The 14,485-nt window shown below is 60.8% G+C and carries 14 protein-coding genes; 12 read left to right on the top strand and 2 right to left on the bottom strand.

All coding sequences use genetic code 11. From position 1 onward, the window contains the following. Window position 1: 1 nt before the first annotated feature. Entirely contained in the window at window positions 2-466 is a 465-nt protein-coding gene (locus CAF90_RS23820; RefSeq protein WP_007959533.1) for a CreA family protein, read from the top strand. A gap of 123 nt (window positions 467-589) precedes the next feature. Here the strand turns inward: CAF90_RS23820 and rpsT are convergent, their stop codons facing one another. Beyond that, on the bottom strand, window positions 590-862 hold the full coding sequence (gene rpsT / locus CAF90_RS23815; protein WP_003228351.1) for a 30S ribosomal protein S20: 273 nt from the start codon (window positions 860-862) through the stop codon (window positions 590-592). Window positions 863-1,114: 252 nt separating this feature from the next. On the opposite strand from rpsT, the gene murJ reads away from it, so the two are divergent. The 6 genes from murJ (at window position 1,115) to ispH (ending at window position 8,623) form a co-directional block, all read left to right on the top strand. Then, window positions 1,115-2,653 (top strand): murein biosynthesis integral membrane protein MurJ, encoded by a 1,539-nt coding sequence (gene murJ / locus CAF90_RS23805; RefSeq protein ID WP_085608700.1) that lies wholly within the window; start codon window positions 1,115-1,117, stop codon window positions 2,651-2,653. A gap of 129 nt (window positions 2,654-2,782) precedes the next feature. Then, on the top strand, window positions 2,783-3,721 hold the full coding sequence (gene ribF, locus CAF90_RS23800; RefSeq protein ID WP_007959537.1) for a bifunctional riboflavin kinase/FAD synthetase: 939 nt from the start codon (window positions 2,783-2,785) through the stop codon (window positions 3,719-3,721). A 13-nt stretch (window positions 3,722-3,734) separates the two neighbouring features. Next, the gene (ileS, locus tag CAF90_RS23795; protein WP_085608699.1) at window positions 3,735-6,566 is read left to right on the top strand and encodes an isoleucine--tRNA ligase; all 2,832 of its coding nucleotides are present in this window, start codon (window positions 3,735-3,737) and stop codon (window positions 6,564-6,566) included. After that, entirely contained in the window at window positions 6,559-7,071 is a 513-nt protein-coding gene (gene lspA / locus CAF90_RS23790) for a signal peptidase II (RefSeq protein WP_085608698.1), read from the top strand. Before ileS ends, lspA begins: the two co-directional genes overlap by 8 nt. A 7-nt stretch (window positions 7,072-7,078) precedes the next feature. Beyond that, window positions 7,079-7,516 carry an FKBP-type peptidyl-prolyl cis-trans isomerase gene (gene fkpB / locus CAF90_RS23785; protein WP_170928297.1) on the top strand — a complete coding sequence of 146 codons (438 nt, stop codon included), beginning with the start codon at window positions 7,079-7,081 and terminating at the stop codon, window positions 7,514-7,516. A gap of 162 nt (window positions 7,517-7,678) precedes the next feature. Next, window positions 7,679-8,623 (top strand): 4-hydroxy-3-methylbut-2-enyl diphosphate reductase, encoded by a 945-nt coding sequence (ispH, locus tag CAF90_RS23780; RefSeq protein WP_007959549.1) that lies wholly within the window; start codon window positions 7,679-7,681, stop codon window positions 8,621-8,623. On the opposite strand, the gene CAF90_RS23775 is transcribed toward ispH, so the two are convergent. Next, window positions 8,595-9,149: a GspH/FimT family pseudopilin gene (locus CAF90_RS23775; protein ID WP_085608697.1), complete on the bottom strand. Its 555-nt coding sequence runs from the start codon at window positions 9,147-9,149 to the stop codon at window positions 8,595-8,597. The two genes, ispH and CAF90_RS23775, sit on opposite strands and share 29 nt — an antisense overlap. A 127-nt stretch (window positions 9,150-9,276) precedes the next feature. On the opposite strand from CAF90_RS23775, the gene CAF90_RS23770 reads away from it, so the two are divergent. Genes CAF90_RS23770 through CAF90_RS23750 form a run of 5 tightly spaced genes read left to right on the top strand, consistent with a single transcriptional unit; the run spans window position 9,277 to window position 14,475 of the window. After that, window positions 9,277-9,750, top strand: a complete 474-nt coding sequence (locus tag CAF90_RS23770) for a GspH/FimT family pseudopilin (protein WP_085608696.1) — start codon at window positions 9,277-9,279, stop codon at window positions 9,748-9,750. Continuing rightward, window positions 9,747-10,196: a type IV pilus modification protein PilV gene (gene pilV, locus CAF90_RS23765; RefSeq protein ID WP_007959555.1), complete on the top strand. Its 450-nt coding sequence runs from the start codon at window positions 9,747-9,749 to the stop codon at window positions 10,194-10,196. The genes CAF90_RS23770 and pilV overlap by 4 nt, the downstream gene beginning before the upstream one ends. Further along, complete coding sequence (locus CAF90_RS23760; protein ID WP_085608695.1) at window positions 10,193-10,906, top strand: PilW family protein; 714 nt, start codon at window positions 10,193-10,195, stop codon at window positions 10,904-10,906. Before pilV ends, CAF90_RS23760 begins: the two co-directional genes overlap by 4 nt. A gap of 10 nt (window positions 10,907-10,916) precedes the next feature. After that, complete coding sequence (locus tag CAF90_RS23755) at window positions 10,917-11,396, top strand: PilX N-terminal domain-containing pilus assembly protein (RefSeq protein WP_085608694.1); 480 nt, start codon at window positions 10,917-10,919, stop codon at window positions 11,394-11,396. After that, window positions 11,383-14,475, top strand: coding sequence for a pilus assembly protein (locus CAF90_RS23750; protein WP_085608693.1), 3,093 nt, complete (start codon window positions 11,383-11,385; stop codon window positions 14,473-14,475). The genes CAF90_RS23755 and CAF90_RS23750 overlap by 14 nt, the downstream gene beginning before the upstream one ends. The last annotated feature ends 10 nt before the right edge of the window (window positions 14,476-14,485 follow it).

Genomic DNA, 14,485 nt, shown 5'->3' with positions numbered 1-14,485 from the left:
GATGCGCATGGCAAAAGGATTGTTGGGCTTGTTGATGGCGCTGCCATTGCTGGCCTCGGCCGAGGAAATCGGTCAGGTGTCGACGGTGTTCAAGTTTGTCGGGCCGAACGACCGGATCGTGGTCGAGGCATTCGATGATCCGAAGGTTGAAGGCGTGACTTGCTACCTGTCGCGCGCCAAGACTGGCGGTGTGAAGGGTGGGTTGGGTCTGGCCGAGGATCGTGCCGAGGCGTCCATTGCTTGTCGTCAGGTCGGGCCGATCAACTTCAAGGGTGAATTGAAGGATGGCGAAGAGGTGTTCAAGGAGCGCACTTCGCTGGTGTTCAAGACCATGCAGGTGGTGCGCTTCCTCGACAAGAAGCGCAATACGCTGGTGTACCTGGTCTACAGCGATCGCCTGATCGAGGGTAGTCCGCAGAATGCGGTGACGGCGATCCCGATTCTGCCGTGGGCGTCGGCTCATTAATCGCGCGTAAAAAAAGAGGAGCCGGCTGGCTCCTCTTTTTTTGCCTGCGATTTGCTGAAGTCAGGGCAAATCGCAGGCAATAAAAAACCGACCCTGAGGTCGGTTTTTTAATGACTACGTCGCTTAGGCAGCTTCTTTCAGTGCCTTGACGTGGCCATTCAGACGGCTCTTATGACGAGCAGCCTTGTTCTTGTGGATGATGCCTTTATCGGCCATACGGTCGATAACTGGCACAGCCAGAACGTATGCAGCTTGAGCTTTTTCAGCGTCTTTTGCGTCGATGGCCTTAACTACATTCTTGATGTAGGTACGAACCATGGAACGCAGGCTGGCGTTGTGGCTGCGACGCTTCTCAGCCTGTTTTGCACGTTTTTTGGCGGAAGGTGAGTTGGCCACCGTCGAGCTCCTCGAAAGACTTTTTAGGAAATAGCAAACAAAATAGGCCGCGAATCATGCCGATGAAGAGATGTCTTGTCAAGGGCGCTTGAGACGTTCCGCTAAGTGGTAGGTATAAAGAGGCGGGATATTTATTTCCGGCGCTTGACCTGTAAACTCGCGAGCTTTGGCTCTGTGCTGTTGCGGCGCGGAGTATCGCACAAGTGGGCGCGTTATTCGCCTGCTGTTTATCGACAGGCACACATTCCTTCAATGAATCTGCTCAAATCGTTGGCCGCCGTCAGCTCTATCACGATGCTTTCCCGGATTCTCGGGTTTGTTCGCGACACGCTCATCGCCCGCACTTTCGGCGCCGGAATGGCGACCGACGCCTTCTTTATCGCCTTCAAACTGCCCAATCTGCTGCGCAGGATCTTCGCCGAGGGGGCGTTTTCCCAGGCTTTTGTGCCGATCCTGGCCGAATATAAAAGCCAGAAGGGTGAAGAGGCGACCCGCACCTTTATTGCCTACGTTTCCGGCCTGTTGACGCTGGTACTGGCGCTGGTCACCGCGCTGGGCATGATCGCCGCGCCCTGGGTGATCTGGGCCACGGCCCCGGGTTTTACCGATACGCCGGAAAAATTCCAGCTGACCTCCGACCTGCTGCGAGTGACCTTCCCCTATATATTGCTGATCTCCCTGTCTTCACTGGCGGGTGCGATCCTCAATACCTGGAACCGTTTCTCGGTGCCGGCATTCGTGCCGACCCTGCTCAACGTCAGCATGATCGTGTTTTCGCTGTTCCTGACGCCGTACTTCGATCCGCCGGTCATGGCGCTTGGCTGGGCGGTGCTGGTGGGTGGTCTGGCGCAGTTGCTCTATCAACTGCCGCACCTGAAAAAGATAGGCATGCTGGTGCTGCCGCGCCTGAACCTGCGCGATACCGGTGTCTGGCGGGTGATGAAGCAGATGTTGCCGGCAATCATCGGCGTCTCGGTCAGCCAGATTTCCCTGATCATCAACACCATCTTCGCCTCGTTCCTGGTGGCGGGCTCGGTGTCGTGGATGTATTACGCCGACCGTCTCATGGAGTTGCCGTCCGGTGTGCTCGGTGTGGCGCTGGGCACGATCCTGCTGCCGACATTGGCCAAGACCTACGCCAGCAAGGATCGCCACGAATATTCGCGGATTCTCGACTGGGGCCTGCGCCTGTGCTTCGTGCTGGTGCTGCCGTGTGCGCTGGCGCTGGGGATCCTGGCCGAGCCGTTGACCGTTTCGCTGTTCCAGTACGGCCAGTTCAGCGGGTTTGACGCTGAGATGACTCAGCGGGCGTTGATTGCCTATTCTGTCGGTCTGCTCGGAATCATCGTGATCAAAGTGCTGGCGCCAGGCTTTTATGCGCAACAAAACATCCGTACGCCGGTAAAAATCGCAATCTTCACCCTGGTGGTCACGCAGCTGTTCAACCTGGTGTTGATCGGCCCTCTGGCGCATGCCGGTCTGGCACTGGCGATCAGCGCCGGTGCCTGCCTGAATGCCGGGCTGCTGTTCTATCAATTGCGCAAACAGCAGATGTATCAACCGCAGCCGGGCTGGTTGAAGTTCGGTTTCAAGCTTGTGGTTGCGGTGGCGGTAATGTCAGCGGTGCTGTTGATCGGCATGCATTTCATGCCCGCTTGGGATCAGGGACACATGCTGGAGCGCTTCCTTCGTCTGGGCGCGTTGGTGGTTGCCGGCGTGATCGCTTATTTCGGCATGTTGCTGCTGCTCGGTTTCCGCCTGCGCGACTTCAATCGCAAGGCGTTGAGCTGAGGTTTTTTCCCTGAAAAACGGGCGCGAGCCGGCAGTTTTGTCGGCTCGATCACTTTGGGTTACGGTGTTGCCTGTCGTCGGCCGTCGGGTGTGGTTATAATCGGCCACTTTATGAGCAAGAAGCGCGTTATGCAGCTGGTTCGAGGCCTCCACAATCTGCGCCCCCAGCATCGGGGCTGCGTCGCCACTATTGGCAACTTTGACGGTGTTCACCGTGGTCACCAGGCTATTCTGGCCCGACTGCGTGAGCGTGCGCTCGAGTTGGGCGTACCCAGCTGCGTGGTGATTTTCGAGCCGCAGCCACGGGAATTCTTTGCCCCGGAGACCGCGCCGGCGCGTCTGGCCCGGTTGCGCGACAAGCTGCAACTGCTGGCCGCTGAAGGCGTCGACCGGGTTCTGTGCCTGGCATTCAACCAGCGCTTGAGCAAGCTCAGCGCCAGTGAGTTCGTCGATACGATTTTGGTCGATGGCCTCGGCGTGCAGCATCTGGAGGTCGGTGACGATTTCCGCTTCGGTTGTGACCGTCTCGGCGATTTCGATTTCCTCCTGCAGGCCGGGCAGGTCCACGGTTTTACCGTGGAAGCCGCGCAAACCGTCGAGCTGGACGGCATCCGCGTCAGCAGCACCCAGGTGCGCAACGCATTGGCCGCCGCCGATTTTGCCTTGGCTGAACGCCTGCTGGGCCGTCCGTACCGAATTGCCGGACGCGTGCTGCATGGCCAGAAACTGGCCCGCCAACTGGGTACGCCCACGGCGAACATTCAACTCAAGCGCCGTCGCGTGCCGTTCACCGGGGTTTACCTGGTCGACGTCGACATCGACGGCAAGACCTGGCCCGGCGTCGCCAATATCGGCGTGCGGCCCACGGTGCAAGGTGATGGCAAGGCCCACCTTGAAGTCCATCTTTTAGATTTTGCCGGCGATCTGTATGACCGGCGTTTGACGGTGGTTTTCCACCAGAAGCTGCGTGAAGAGCAGCGTTTCGCCTCCCTGGAGGCATTGAAAACGGCGATCAGCGCGGATGTCGCCGCCGCCCGTGCACTAGCCGCACCTAGCGCCCATCGCTAATGAAGAGCCTTAAATGACCGACTATAAAGCCACGCTAAACCTTCCGGACACCGCCTTCCCAATGAAGGCCGGCCTGCCACAGCGCGAACCGCAGATCCTGCAGCGCTGGGACAGTATTGGCCTGTACGGAAAGTTGCGCGAGATTGGCAAGGATCGTCCGAAGTTCGTCCTGCACGACGGCCCTCCGTACGCCAACGGTACGATCCACATCGGTCACGCACTGAACAAGATTCTCAAGGACATGATCATCCGCTCGAAGACCCTGTCGGGCTTCGACGCGCCGTATGTCCCGGGCTGGGATTGCCACGGCCTGCCGATCGAGCACAAGGTTGAAGTGACCCACGGCAAGAACCTGGGCGCGGACAAGACCCGCGAACTGTGCCGTGCCTACGCCACCGAGCAGATCGAAGGGCAGAAGTCCGAATTCATCCGTCTCGGCGTGCTGGGCGACTTCGCCAACCCGTACAAGACCATGGACTTCAAGAACGAGGCGGGCGAAATCCGCGCTCTCGCCGAAATCGTCAAGGGCGGTTTCGTGTTCAAGGGCCTGAAGCCTGTGAACTGGTGCTTCGATTGCGGTTCGGCTCTGGCCGAAGCGGAAGTCGAGTACGAGAACAAGAAGTCCTCGACCATCGACGTGGCCTTCCCGATCGCTGACGAGGCCAAACTGGCCGCCGCGTTCGGTCTGCCGTCGCTGGGCAAACCGGCCTCGATCGTGATCTGGACCACCACCCCGTGGACCATCCCGGCGAACCAGGCGCTCAACGTTCACCCGGAATTCACCTACGCCCTCGTCGACATCGGCGACAAGCTGCTGGTGCTGGCTGAAGAGCTGGTCGAATCCTGCCTGACCCGTTACGGCGTCGAAGGCACCGTATTGGCGACCGCACCGGGTTCGGCGCTGGAACTGATCAATTTCCGTCACCCGTTCTATGACCGTCTGTCGCCGGTGTACCTGGCTGACTACGTGGAACTGGGCGCTGGCACCGGCGTGGTTCACTCCGCCCCGGCCTACGGCGTGGACGACTTCGTGACCTGCAAGAAGTACGGCATGGTCAACGACGACATCCTCAACCCGGTACAGAGCAACGGCGTCTACGTGCCGTCGCTGGAGTTCTTCGGCGGCCAGTTCATCTGGAAGGCCAACCCGGCCATCGTCGAAAAACTGACCGAGGTCGGTGCGCTGCTGCACACCACCGTCATCGAACACAGCTACATGCACTGCTGGCGCCACAAGACCCCGCTGATCTACCGCGCCACCGCGCAGTGGTTCATCGGCATGGACAAGGAGCCGGTCAGCGGCGACACCCTGCGCGTACGCTCGCTCAAAGCCATCGAAGAGACCAAGTTCGTCCCGGCCTGGGGCCAGGCGCGCCTGCACTCGATGATCGCCAACCGTCCGGACTGGTGCATCTCCCGTCAGCGCAACTGGGGCGTGCCGATCCCGTTCTTCCTGAACAAGGAAAGCGGCGAGCTGCACCCACGCACCGTCGAGCTGATGGAAGAAGTCGCCAAACGTGTCGAAGTCGAAGGCATCGAAGCCTGGTTCAAACTCGACGCCGCCGAACTGCTGGGCGATGAAGCGCCGCAGTACGACAAGATCAGCGACACCCTCGACGTCTGGTTCGACTCGGGCACCACGCACTGGCACGTGCTGCGCGGTTCGCACCCGATGGGCCACGAGACCGGCCCGCGTGCCGACCTGTACCTGGAAGGTTCGGACCAGCACCGTGGCTGGTTCCACTCGTCCTTGCTGACCGGTTGCGCCATCGACAACCACGCTCCGTATCGCGAGCTGCTGACCCACGGTTTCACCGTGGACGAGTCCGGCCGCAAGATGTCCAAGTCCCTGGGCAACGTGATTGCGCCGCAGAAAGTCAACGACACCCTGGGCGCCGACATCATGCGTTTGTGGGTCGCGTCGACCGACTACTCCGGCGAGATGGCCGTGTCCGAGCAGATCCTGCAGCGCAGTGCGGACGCCTATCGTCGTATCCGTAACACCGCGCGCTTCCTGCTTTCCAACCTGACCGGTTTCAACCCGGCCACCGACCTGCTGCCGGCCGAAGACATGCTGGCGCTGGATCGCTGGGCGGTGGATCGCACCCTGCTGCTGCAACGCGAGTTGCAAGAGCACTACGGCGAATACCGTTTCTGGAACGTCTACTCGAAGATCCACAACTTCTGCGTGCAGGAGCTGGGTGGTTTCTATCTGGACATCATCAAGGATCGCCAGTACACCACCGGCGCCGACAGCAAGGCCCGTCGTTCCTGCCAGACCGCGCTGTTCCACATCTCCGAAGCGCTGGTGCGCTGGATCGCGCCGATCCTGGCGTTCACCGCTGACGAGCTGTGGCAATACCTGCCGGGCGAGCGCAACGAATCGGTGATGCTCAACACCTGGTACGAAGGCCTGACCGAGTTGCCGGAAGGCTTCGAGCTGGGTCGCGAGTACTGGGATCGCATCATGGAAGTGAAGGTTGCGGTCAACAAGGAAATGGAAATCCAGCGCGCGGCCAAGGCCGTCGGTGGCAACCTGCAAGCCGAAGTGACGCTGTTCGCCGAAGACGCGCTGACCGCCGACCTGGCCAAGCTGAGCAACGAGCTGCGCTTTGTCCTGATCACCTCGACTGCCACTGTTGCGCCGTTCGTGCAGGCTCCGGCCGACGCCGTGGCCACCGAAGTCAGCGGCCTGAAGCTGAAGATCGTCAAATCCGCGTTCCCGAAATGCGCCCGTTGCTGGCACTGCCGCGAAGATGTCGGCGTGAACCCGGAGCATCCGGAAATCTGCGGCCGTTGCGTGGACAACATCGATGGCGCTGGCGAGGTTCGTCACTATGCCTAATGCCGTTGGCCGTTTCGGACGGCTGAGCTGGCTCTGGTTGAGCTTGCTGGTTCTGGTCATCGACCAGGCCAGCAAGTTCTACTTCGAAGGCAAGCTCGAGATGTATCAGCAGATCGTGGTGATCCCCGATTACTTTAGCTGGACCCTAGCCTACAACACCGGGGCGGCGTTCAGCTTCCTGGCTGACAGCTCTGGCTGGCAGCGCTGGCTGTTCGCCCTGATCGCGATCGTGGTCAGTGCGGTGCTAGTGGTCTGGCTCAAGCGTCTGGGGCGCAACGAAACTTGGCTGGCGGTTGCTTTGGCGTTGGTGCTGGGCGGCGCGCTGGGCAATCTGTATGACCGTATTGCCCTCGGCCATGTGATCGATTTCATTCTGGTGCACTGGCAAAACCGCCACCACTTCCCAGCCTTCAACTTCGCCGACAGCGCCATCACCGTTGGCGCGGTGATGCTGGCACTGGACATGTTCAAAAGTAAAAAAACCGGAGAAACCGTTCATGACTGAACAGGTATTGGCTGAGCAACGCATCGGCCAGAACACGGAAGTCACCTTGCACTTTGCATTGCGCCTGGAGAACGGCGACACGGTCGACAGCACTTTCGACAAGGCACCGGCGACCTTCAAGGTCGGCGACGGCAACCTGCTGCCGGGCTTCGAGGCGGCGCTGTTCGGTTTCAAGGCCGGCGACAAGCGTACGCTGACCGTCGAGCCGGAAAACGCCTTCGGCCAGCCGAACCCGCAAAACGTACAGATCATCCCGCGTTCGCAGTTTGCGGACATGGAGCTGTCGCCGGGTCTGCTGGTGATCTTCAACGATGCGGCCAATACTGAGCTGCCGGGTGTGGTGAAAGAGTTCGACGACGCGCAAGTGACCGTCGACTTCAACCACCCGCTGGCCGGCAAGACGCTGACCTTTGACGTGGAAATCTTCTCCGTCAAAGCGCTGTAACTGACCGCACGCGGTCAAAAATGTGGGAGCGGGCTTGCTCGCGAATGCTGACTGACATTCAACGTAGATGTTGTCTGACACACCGCTTTCGCGAGCAGGCTCGCTCCCACAATGTTTTCCACCGTTTTCGCTATTTCTTGCGCGCAAGACACGAGGCACCGCATGCAAATCAAACTCGCCAACCCCCGTGGCTTCTGCGCCGGCGTGGACCGGGCGATCGAAATCGTCAACCGCGCCCTGGAGGTCTTCGGGCCGCCGATCTATGTGCGTCACGAAGTGGTGCACAACAAGTTCGTGGTCGAAGACCTGCGCAGTCGTGGCGCGATCTTCGTCGAAGAACTGGATCAGGTACCGGACGACGTCATCGTGATCTTCAGTGCCCACGGCGTCTCACAGGCTGTGCGTACCGAAGCCGCCGGCCGTGGCCTGAAAGTGTTCGACGCCACCTGCCCGCTGGTGACCAAGGTGCATATCGAAGTCGCGAAATACAGCCGCGACGGTCGCGAGTGCATCCTGATCGGCCACGCCGGTCACCCGGAAGTCGAAGGCACCATGGGCCAGTACGACGCCAGCAATGGCGGCGCGATCTACCTCGTCGAAGACGAGAAGGATGTCGCCGAGTTGCAGGTACATAACCCGGACAAACTGGCCTTCGTCACCCAGACCACGCTGTCCATGGATGACACCAGTCGTGTCATCGACGCACTGCGTACGCGTTTCCCGGCCATTGGCGGGCCGCGCAAGGATGATATCTGCTACGCCACCCAGAACCGTCAGGACGCGGTCAAGCAACTGGCCGACGAATGCGACGTGGTGTTGGTGGTGGGCAGCCCGAACAGCTCCAACTCCAACCGCCTGCGTGAGCTGGCCGAACGCATGGCCACGCCGGCCTACCTGATCGATGGCGCCGAAGACCTGCAAAAGAGCTGGTTCGACGGTGTCGAGCGTATCGGCATCACCGCCGGCGCCTCCGCTCCGGAAGTCCTGGTGCGTGGCGTGATCCAGCAGTTGCAGGCCTGGGGCGCCACCGGCGCCGACGAACTGGCCGGGCGTGAGGAGAACATCACGTTCTCGATGCCTAAAGAGCTGCGCGTTCGCTCGATCTGATCGCTTTATCCTTTCGGCACAACGCCTGTTCAGTCTTTTGACTGGCCAGGCGTACGCGGCCGGTCGCCGCCAGAACAACTTGAAGCTGGCTGACCGGCTCGCGAGCCGAGCATAGATGTAACGTCCCCGCCTGAAACTTCCGGTCCGGCACCAGTGGCTGGCCCAGGCTGCTGAAGCGTATGTACCGGCTCACCAGCCAGTTGCCGACAATCGGTATCCGTCCGTCACTCGCCTGCTCGATCAGCAATGGATTATCCGCATCCCCCGATCCCTTTCCGCTGATATCCAGAATGATCCGCCAGCCCTGGCCCCAATCACCGTTGATGCCATGAATCACCACGCTCTGGTTGCGCGTAATGGCCATGGTCCGGGCATTGCGAATCCCGTCGAGTAAAGACTGCGCGGCCTGTTGCCGCCGGTTTGATTCGGTGAAGTCCGCCAGTGCCGGACTGACCAACGACAGAACAATTGCGCCGATCGCCAGTCCCATTAGCAGTTCGACCAGACTGAAACCCTGTTGGGGCATGTGCGCGTCCTCCCTGGATTGTGCACAGCGGCGCAATCCGTGCGCCGTTCGCGGTAAATCAACCGACGCATGCCGGTCGAATGTTCTAGGTTTGTACAGGTATAGCCGACGGCAACGGAGGGCATCGATGGATCATCGTACAAAAGGTTTCACGCTGATCGAGCTGTTGGTGGCGCTCGCGGTGTTTGTGATCCTGATCACGATGGCGGTGCCGGCATTCACCCGTTCGGTACAGGGCAGCAAGGCCGACACCGAGGTCGGCGACCTGCAACGGGCCCTCAATTACGCAAGGCTCGAGGCGATTAACCGGGGCGTCACTACCCGCTTGCGGCCGAGTGCCGGCGGCACTGTCTGGACCGGCGAACTGTCGGTCTACGACAGTACTGGCACTCCGGCCAATGTATTGCGGGTTGTTCCAGCGATGAGCAGCGGCGCGACTCTGACGCTACCCTCTGGAGTGACCGCGCTGGATTTCAACAACCTGGGCGGACTGGCGGCACCGTCCACGGCGGTGGTCATCAGTTATGTGCTGGGAACGCAAAGCAGGACGCTGAACGTGTGTCTGAACGGACGAATTCAATTGGGTGGAAGTTGCGGATGAGGGCAGGGAGCAAGCACGCACAGGAGGGCATGACGCTGATCGAAGTGCTGGTCGCGTTGTTGATTCTGACGGTTGGGTTGCTGGGCGCGGCGGCGGTTCAGCTCAATGCGCTGAAGTACACCGACAGCTCGCGCATGACCAGCCAGGCGAGTTTCATCGCCTACGACATGATGGACCGGATACGCGCCAACTCGGGCGCCGACTACACCGTCACACCGCCGACCACGGGTAATCTGAGTGTCGCCCGGGATCAGGATCTCTACGACTTCACCACCAACATCGTCAATTTCGGCGGCCCGACCGCCACCGGCAGCATCACCCTCAATCAGCGCGTGTACACCATCACCATCACCTGGAGTGATGCGCGCGCCGCCAATACGAGCAGTGCGCCCCGCAGCTTTGTCCTGACCAGCCGCGCCGCAGTCGATCCGGTGGCCACGCCATGAAGCGCCAAAACTTGGGGTTCGGCCTGATCGAAATGCTGGTCGCCCTGGCGCTGGGGCTGATCGTGGTGCTCGGTGTGGTGCAGATTTTCCTGGCGGCGAAAAACACCTACGTCAGCCAGAACAGCGCCGCCGCCATGCAGGAAGATGCGCGGTTCGTGCTGAGCAAGATGATCCAGGAGCTGCGCATGGTGGGTATGTTCGGCTGCCTGGGCACGATTACCGATTCAAGCTCGACGGGGGATTTCACTGCGGCCCAGATCACGCCGATCAGCTGGGACAACGCCAACCTCAAGCTGACCCTGGTTACCGCCGATGTCGGCAGTGCGGGCGGGACACCGACCTGGACTGTGGTCTCCGATTGCCGTAACAGCGCCACCGCTTATACCGGCGCGCGAGCGGCGGCGACGGGCCAGATCGCGTTTCCGATCCGTCGGCTGGTCTACAGCTTCAGCAACAACCAGATTCTGATGGGGACCGGCAGCGGTAACCCGGCCCAGCAGGTGCTGGTGAACAACGTCAGTGCGTTCACGGTGATGTTTGGTCTTGCGAGTTCCGCGACCGATGTGGCGGCGTCCACCTATAGCGCCAACCCCGGTGATCCCGCGCGGATCCGCAGCGTGCGCCTGAGCCTGACCCTCACTGACCCGAATAACCGGGTCCGCAATCAAACCTTCAACGTGGTTGCCGCCTTGCGCAACCGCTTGCAGTGAGGGGCGAGCGATGAATGTTTCTCTCCATCGGCGACGGTCCCAGGGCGGCATGGTGTTGCTGGTCAGCCTGGTGTTTCTGCTGCTTCTGACGCTGATCGGCCTGTCATCGATGCAGAGCGCCAACCTGCAGGAAAAAATGGCCGGCAGCGTGAGCCTGCGCAATCAATCGTTCCAGACTGCCGAGGCGGCGCTGCGCATCGGCGAAAGCGCGGTGCAACTGGACGGCTACGCGCTGGCGGTGTGCGCCAGCACCACCCAATGTGCGCCGCCGGCGGAATCCTCGGTGGTCAGCGCGGCGGGGCTCAACTCCACGTCGGGCGTGACCTGGATCGCGGCCGGCAGCGGGTTCTACGGGGTGCAGAACATCGGCACGACCCTGACGGCGGTGAACGTGCCGAGCAACACCTCGGCGACCTTGTACCGGGTCACGGCCGTCGGCATCGCCGGTACTTCGCGCAGTGTGGTGGAGAGTGTCTATGCGAAGTACTGAGCGACGCTTCAAGTGGCTGTCGCTGCTGCTTGGCATGCTGACCGGGCTCTATCTGGCTGCACCGGCGTTTGCTTTCACGCCGTCCGATTCGCCGCTGTTGAGCGCGGCTGCGGTGTCCCCGAACGTGATGTTGATGATCGACGACTCGGGCAGCATGAACAGCATCATCTATGCGACAGGATTTGATCCGACCGTGGATCGCACGGCGGCCCGCCAGTGCAACGCAGTCATTGGCCTGTGCCTGAGCTCGACCGCCATTACCGGCGATACGATCTTTCTCTCGAGTCTGCCAACCTCCGGCTGCTCTGGCGGCGCCTATGCGTTCTACAACAACAGTCTGACGCCGCTCTGCCTGAAGCTGCCGGATCCGGTGGGCAGCGGCAACACTCGCTATTCGGCGGATTACATTTCCTACGTGGTCGGGCTGGCGATCAACAACGGCACACGCGACTTCACCACCGGGGCAATTCCCAACGATTACCGGATCAACGTGGCGCGCAACGTCTCCACCGCACTGGTCACCAGCAACCGCAACCTGCGCATGGGCCTGGCCACCTTCAACCCGGCCACCAGCAATAACCCTGGCAACGGTGGTTTCATTGCCCGCTCCATCAGCGACCTGTCACCGGTCAGCGGCAGCGTGACCCAGGCCCAGGCCGACACCAACTACAACGCACTTATTTCCTCGATCAACGGCCTGAGCGCGGTGGCCAACACGCCGCTGGCCGAGACCTACTACGAAATCACCCGCTACATGCGCGGGATGGCGCCGTACTACAACAGCACGCCGAGCACTTACACCAGCCCGATCCAGTACCGCTGCCAGAAAAACTACGGGGTGGTCATCACCGACGGTTTGCCGACCTACGACCGAACCTTTCCGAACAATGACCCGCTGGGTGGCAGCCGCTTGCCGAACTGGGACGGCATCAACAATGACGGGAACAACCTGAACGGGGACGGGGAGGGCGATACGCTGTATCTGGACGATATCGCCAAGTTCGCCTTCGATATCGACATGCGTTCCTCCGGCACCGACGCTGCGGGCAAGAGCTGGAATGCCGTGGACTTTCCCAGGCAGAACATGAACACCTACACCGTGGGTTTTACCGCTTCCAACGACATGCTCTCGGACGCCGCCGATTACGGACAGGGCCGCTACTACCAGGCGACCGACAGCACCGGCCTGAATGCCGCGCTGTCCTCGGCGTTGAGCGACATCACCTCCAAGGCCGGTTCCGGTGGCAGCGGTGTCGCCAGTGGCACGACGCTGGCGAGCGGCACCAGTTATTTCCAGACCAGTTATGACCCCAAGGACTGGCGCGGCACGATCAAGTCCTTTGGCTTCAACTCGGCCGGGGCAGTCAACACCTCGGCGGTATTGTGGACCACCGACACCGCCATCGTGCCCGGCGCTACCGCGCCGACCTACCAGTCGTGGAACACCCTGAACAACGCGGCGGTGACGCTGGCTTACGGCAATTTCTCCCCGGCCCAGCAGACCGTTCTCAGCCAGGGTTTGCCCACCGGCATCAGCGGCATCGACCTGGTCGAGTGGAGCAAGGGCACCAACAAGGCCGGGCTCAAAGTGCGCAGCGTATTGCTCGGGGACATCATCAACTCGCCGCTGGTGCTGGCCTCGCCTACGGAAAAAACCGCCTCCGATCTGGCCGGTGACACCACCTACAGCACCTACCTGACCACCAAGGCTTCGAACATGAATGCCAGCCTGGTGGTGAACGCCAACGACGGTTTTGTCAGCGTCATCAACTCGGCCAACGGTACCCGGCGCTATGCCTACATGCCGTCCAGCGTATTGCCCTCGCTGCGCCTGATTGCCGATCCGAACTACGTCAACGGCGTCAGCCACAAGTTTCTGGTGGATGGTCAGATCGGTGTGTTCGACGCGCAATTCGGCACGGCGTGGAAAACCCTGGCCATCGGCGGGACGGGGGCCGGGGGCAAGAGTTTCTACGGGCTTCAGCTGTTCGACGCCTCGGCGGGCAACGTTATCCGCGCCTTGTGGGAAGTCAGCGCGCCCGCCACCGCCAGTACTTCCAACGCTTTCAATGATCTGGGTTACGCCTATGCCCGTCCGGAAGTGGCACGCTTGGCCGATGGTCGCTGGGCGGCATTCATTGCCAATGGTTATGGCAGCAACTCCGGGGTGGCGGCGCTGTATGTGCTGGATGTGCGTGACGGCTCGCTGATCAAAAAAATCGTCATCGACAGTTCGGAAACCACCAACGGTTTGTCCTCGGTGAAGCTGCGGGTCAATTCGCAGAATGTGGTGCAGGCGGCGTATGGCGGTGACTTGAAGGGACGGTTGTGGAAGTTCGATCTGAGCGCTAGTTCCTCCGACAGTTGGGGTGTAGCTTTTTCCGGCAAGCCGTTATTTACCACTGCTGGCGGGGCTACTCAGCCGATCACCGCGCAACCGTTGCTGGCGGACAACGCTCTGGGCGGCAAACAGATTTTCGTCGGCACCGGCAAATTCAACGAAACCGCCGACAAGACCAACAAGGATTTGCAGGCGTTCTATTCGGTGTGGGATGCCGATGGCGGGTCGGGCCAGATCACAGTCAGCAGTTTGCAGGCGCAGGCGATTACCGGGGTGTTCTCCGGCAGTACCGGGCAGTTCGTTACCACCAGCCAGAACGACACGACTTATCCGGCGGAGAAGGGCTGGTACCTGCCGCTGGTGTACAACAACGCGTTGACCGGCGAACGGGTGATCAACCAGGCCAGTCTGGTGCTGGGACGCATCGTGTTCACCACGGCCAGTGTCGATACCACCGACCCGTGTTCCAGTTTCGGTACCGGCAAACTGATCGAACTCGATGCGTTCAGCGGTAAGATGCTCAACTACGCGGTGCTCGACACCAACGCCGATGGCGTGGTCGACAGCAACGACACGATTTCCAGCGGCGTGGTGTTCACCGGCGGTATCCCGACCCTGAACGCCATCGTCAACGGTGCATCACGCAAGGTCGTGAACGATTCCAGTGGCGGCATCACCACCCTGGTGGAAAAGTCCGGCGGCGGCAGCCGTCGTATCATGTGGCGACAAATACAGTAAGTGAGAGTTG

This window comes from Pseudomonas sp. B37(2017), from assembly GCF_002112885.1.
GTDB lineage: Bacteria > Pseudomonadota > Gammaproteobacteria > Pseudomonadales > Pseudomonadaceae > Aquipseudomonas > Aquipseudomonas paraglycinae.
Note: the sequence above shows the minus strand (reverse complement) of the source record. Positions and strands in the feature narration are given on the sequence as shown.

Excerpts from the sequence above, each read along its gene's own strand:
- CAF90_RS23755 (WP_085608694.1), top strand. The coding sequence starts at position 10,917 with ATGAATGTTTCTCTCCATCGGCGACGGTCCCAGGGCGGCATGGTGTTG.
- pilV (WP_007959555.1), top strand. The coding sequence starts at position 9,747 with ATGAGGGCAGGGAGCAAGCACGCACAGGAGGGCATGACGCTGATCGAA.
- CAF90_RS23760 (WP_085608695.1), top strand. The coding sequence starts at position 10,193 with ATGAAGCGCCAAAACTTGGGGTTCGGCCTGATCGAAATGCTGGTCGCC.
- lspA (WP_085608698.1), top strand. The coding sequence starts at position 6,559 with ATGCCTAATGCCGTTGGCCGTTTCGGACGGCTGAGCTGGCTCTGGTTG.
- CAF90_RS23750 (WP_085608693.1), top strand. The coding sequence starts at position 11,383 with ATGCGAAGTACTGAGCGACGCTTCAAGTGGCTGTCGCTGCTGCTTGGC.
- CAF90_RS23775 (WP_085608697.1), bottom strand. The coding sequence starts at position 9,149 with ATGCCCCAACAGGGTTTCAGTCTGGTCGAACTGCTAATGGGACTGGCG.
- ispH (WP_007959549.1), top strand. The coding sequence starts at position 7,679 with ATGCAAATCAAACTCGCCAACCCCCGTGGCTTCTGCGCCGGCGTGGAC.
- murJ (WP_085608700.1), top strand. The coding sequence starts at position 1,115 with ATGAATCTGCTCAAATCGTTGGCCGCCGTCAGCTCTATCACGATGCTT.
- ileS (WP_085608699.1), top strand. The coding sequence starts at position 3,735 with ATGACCGACTATAAAGCCACGCTAAACCTTCCGGACACCGCCTTCCCA.
- CAF90_RS23770 (WP_085608696.1), top strand. The coding sequence starts at position 9,277 with ATGGATCATCGTACAAAAGGTTTCACGCTGATCGAGCTGTTGGTGGCG.
- CAF90_RS23820 (WP_007959533.1), top strand. The coding sequence starts at position 2 with ATGCGCATGGCAAAAGGATTGTTGGGCTTGTTGATGGCGCTGCCATTG.
- ribF (WP_007959537.1), top strand. The coding sequence starts at position 2,783 with ATGCAGCTGGTTCGAGGCCTCCACAATCTGCGCCCCCAGCATCGGGGC.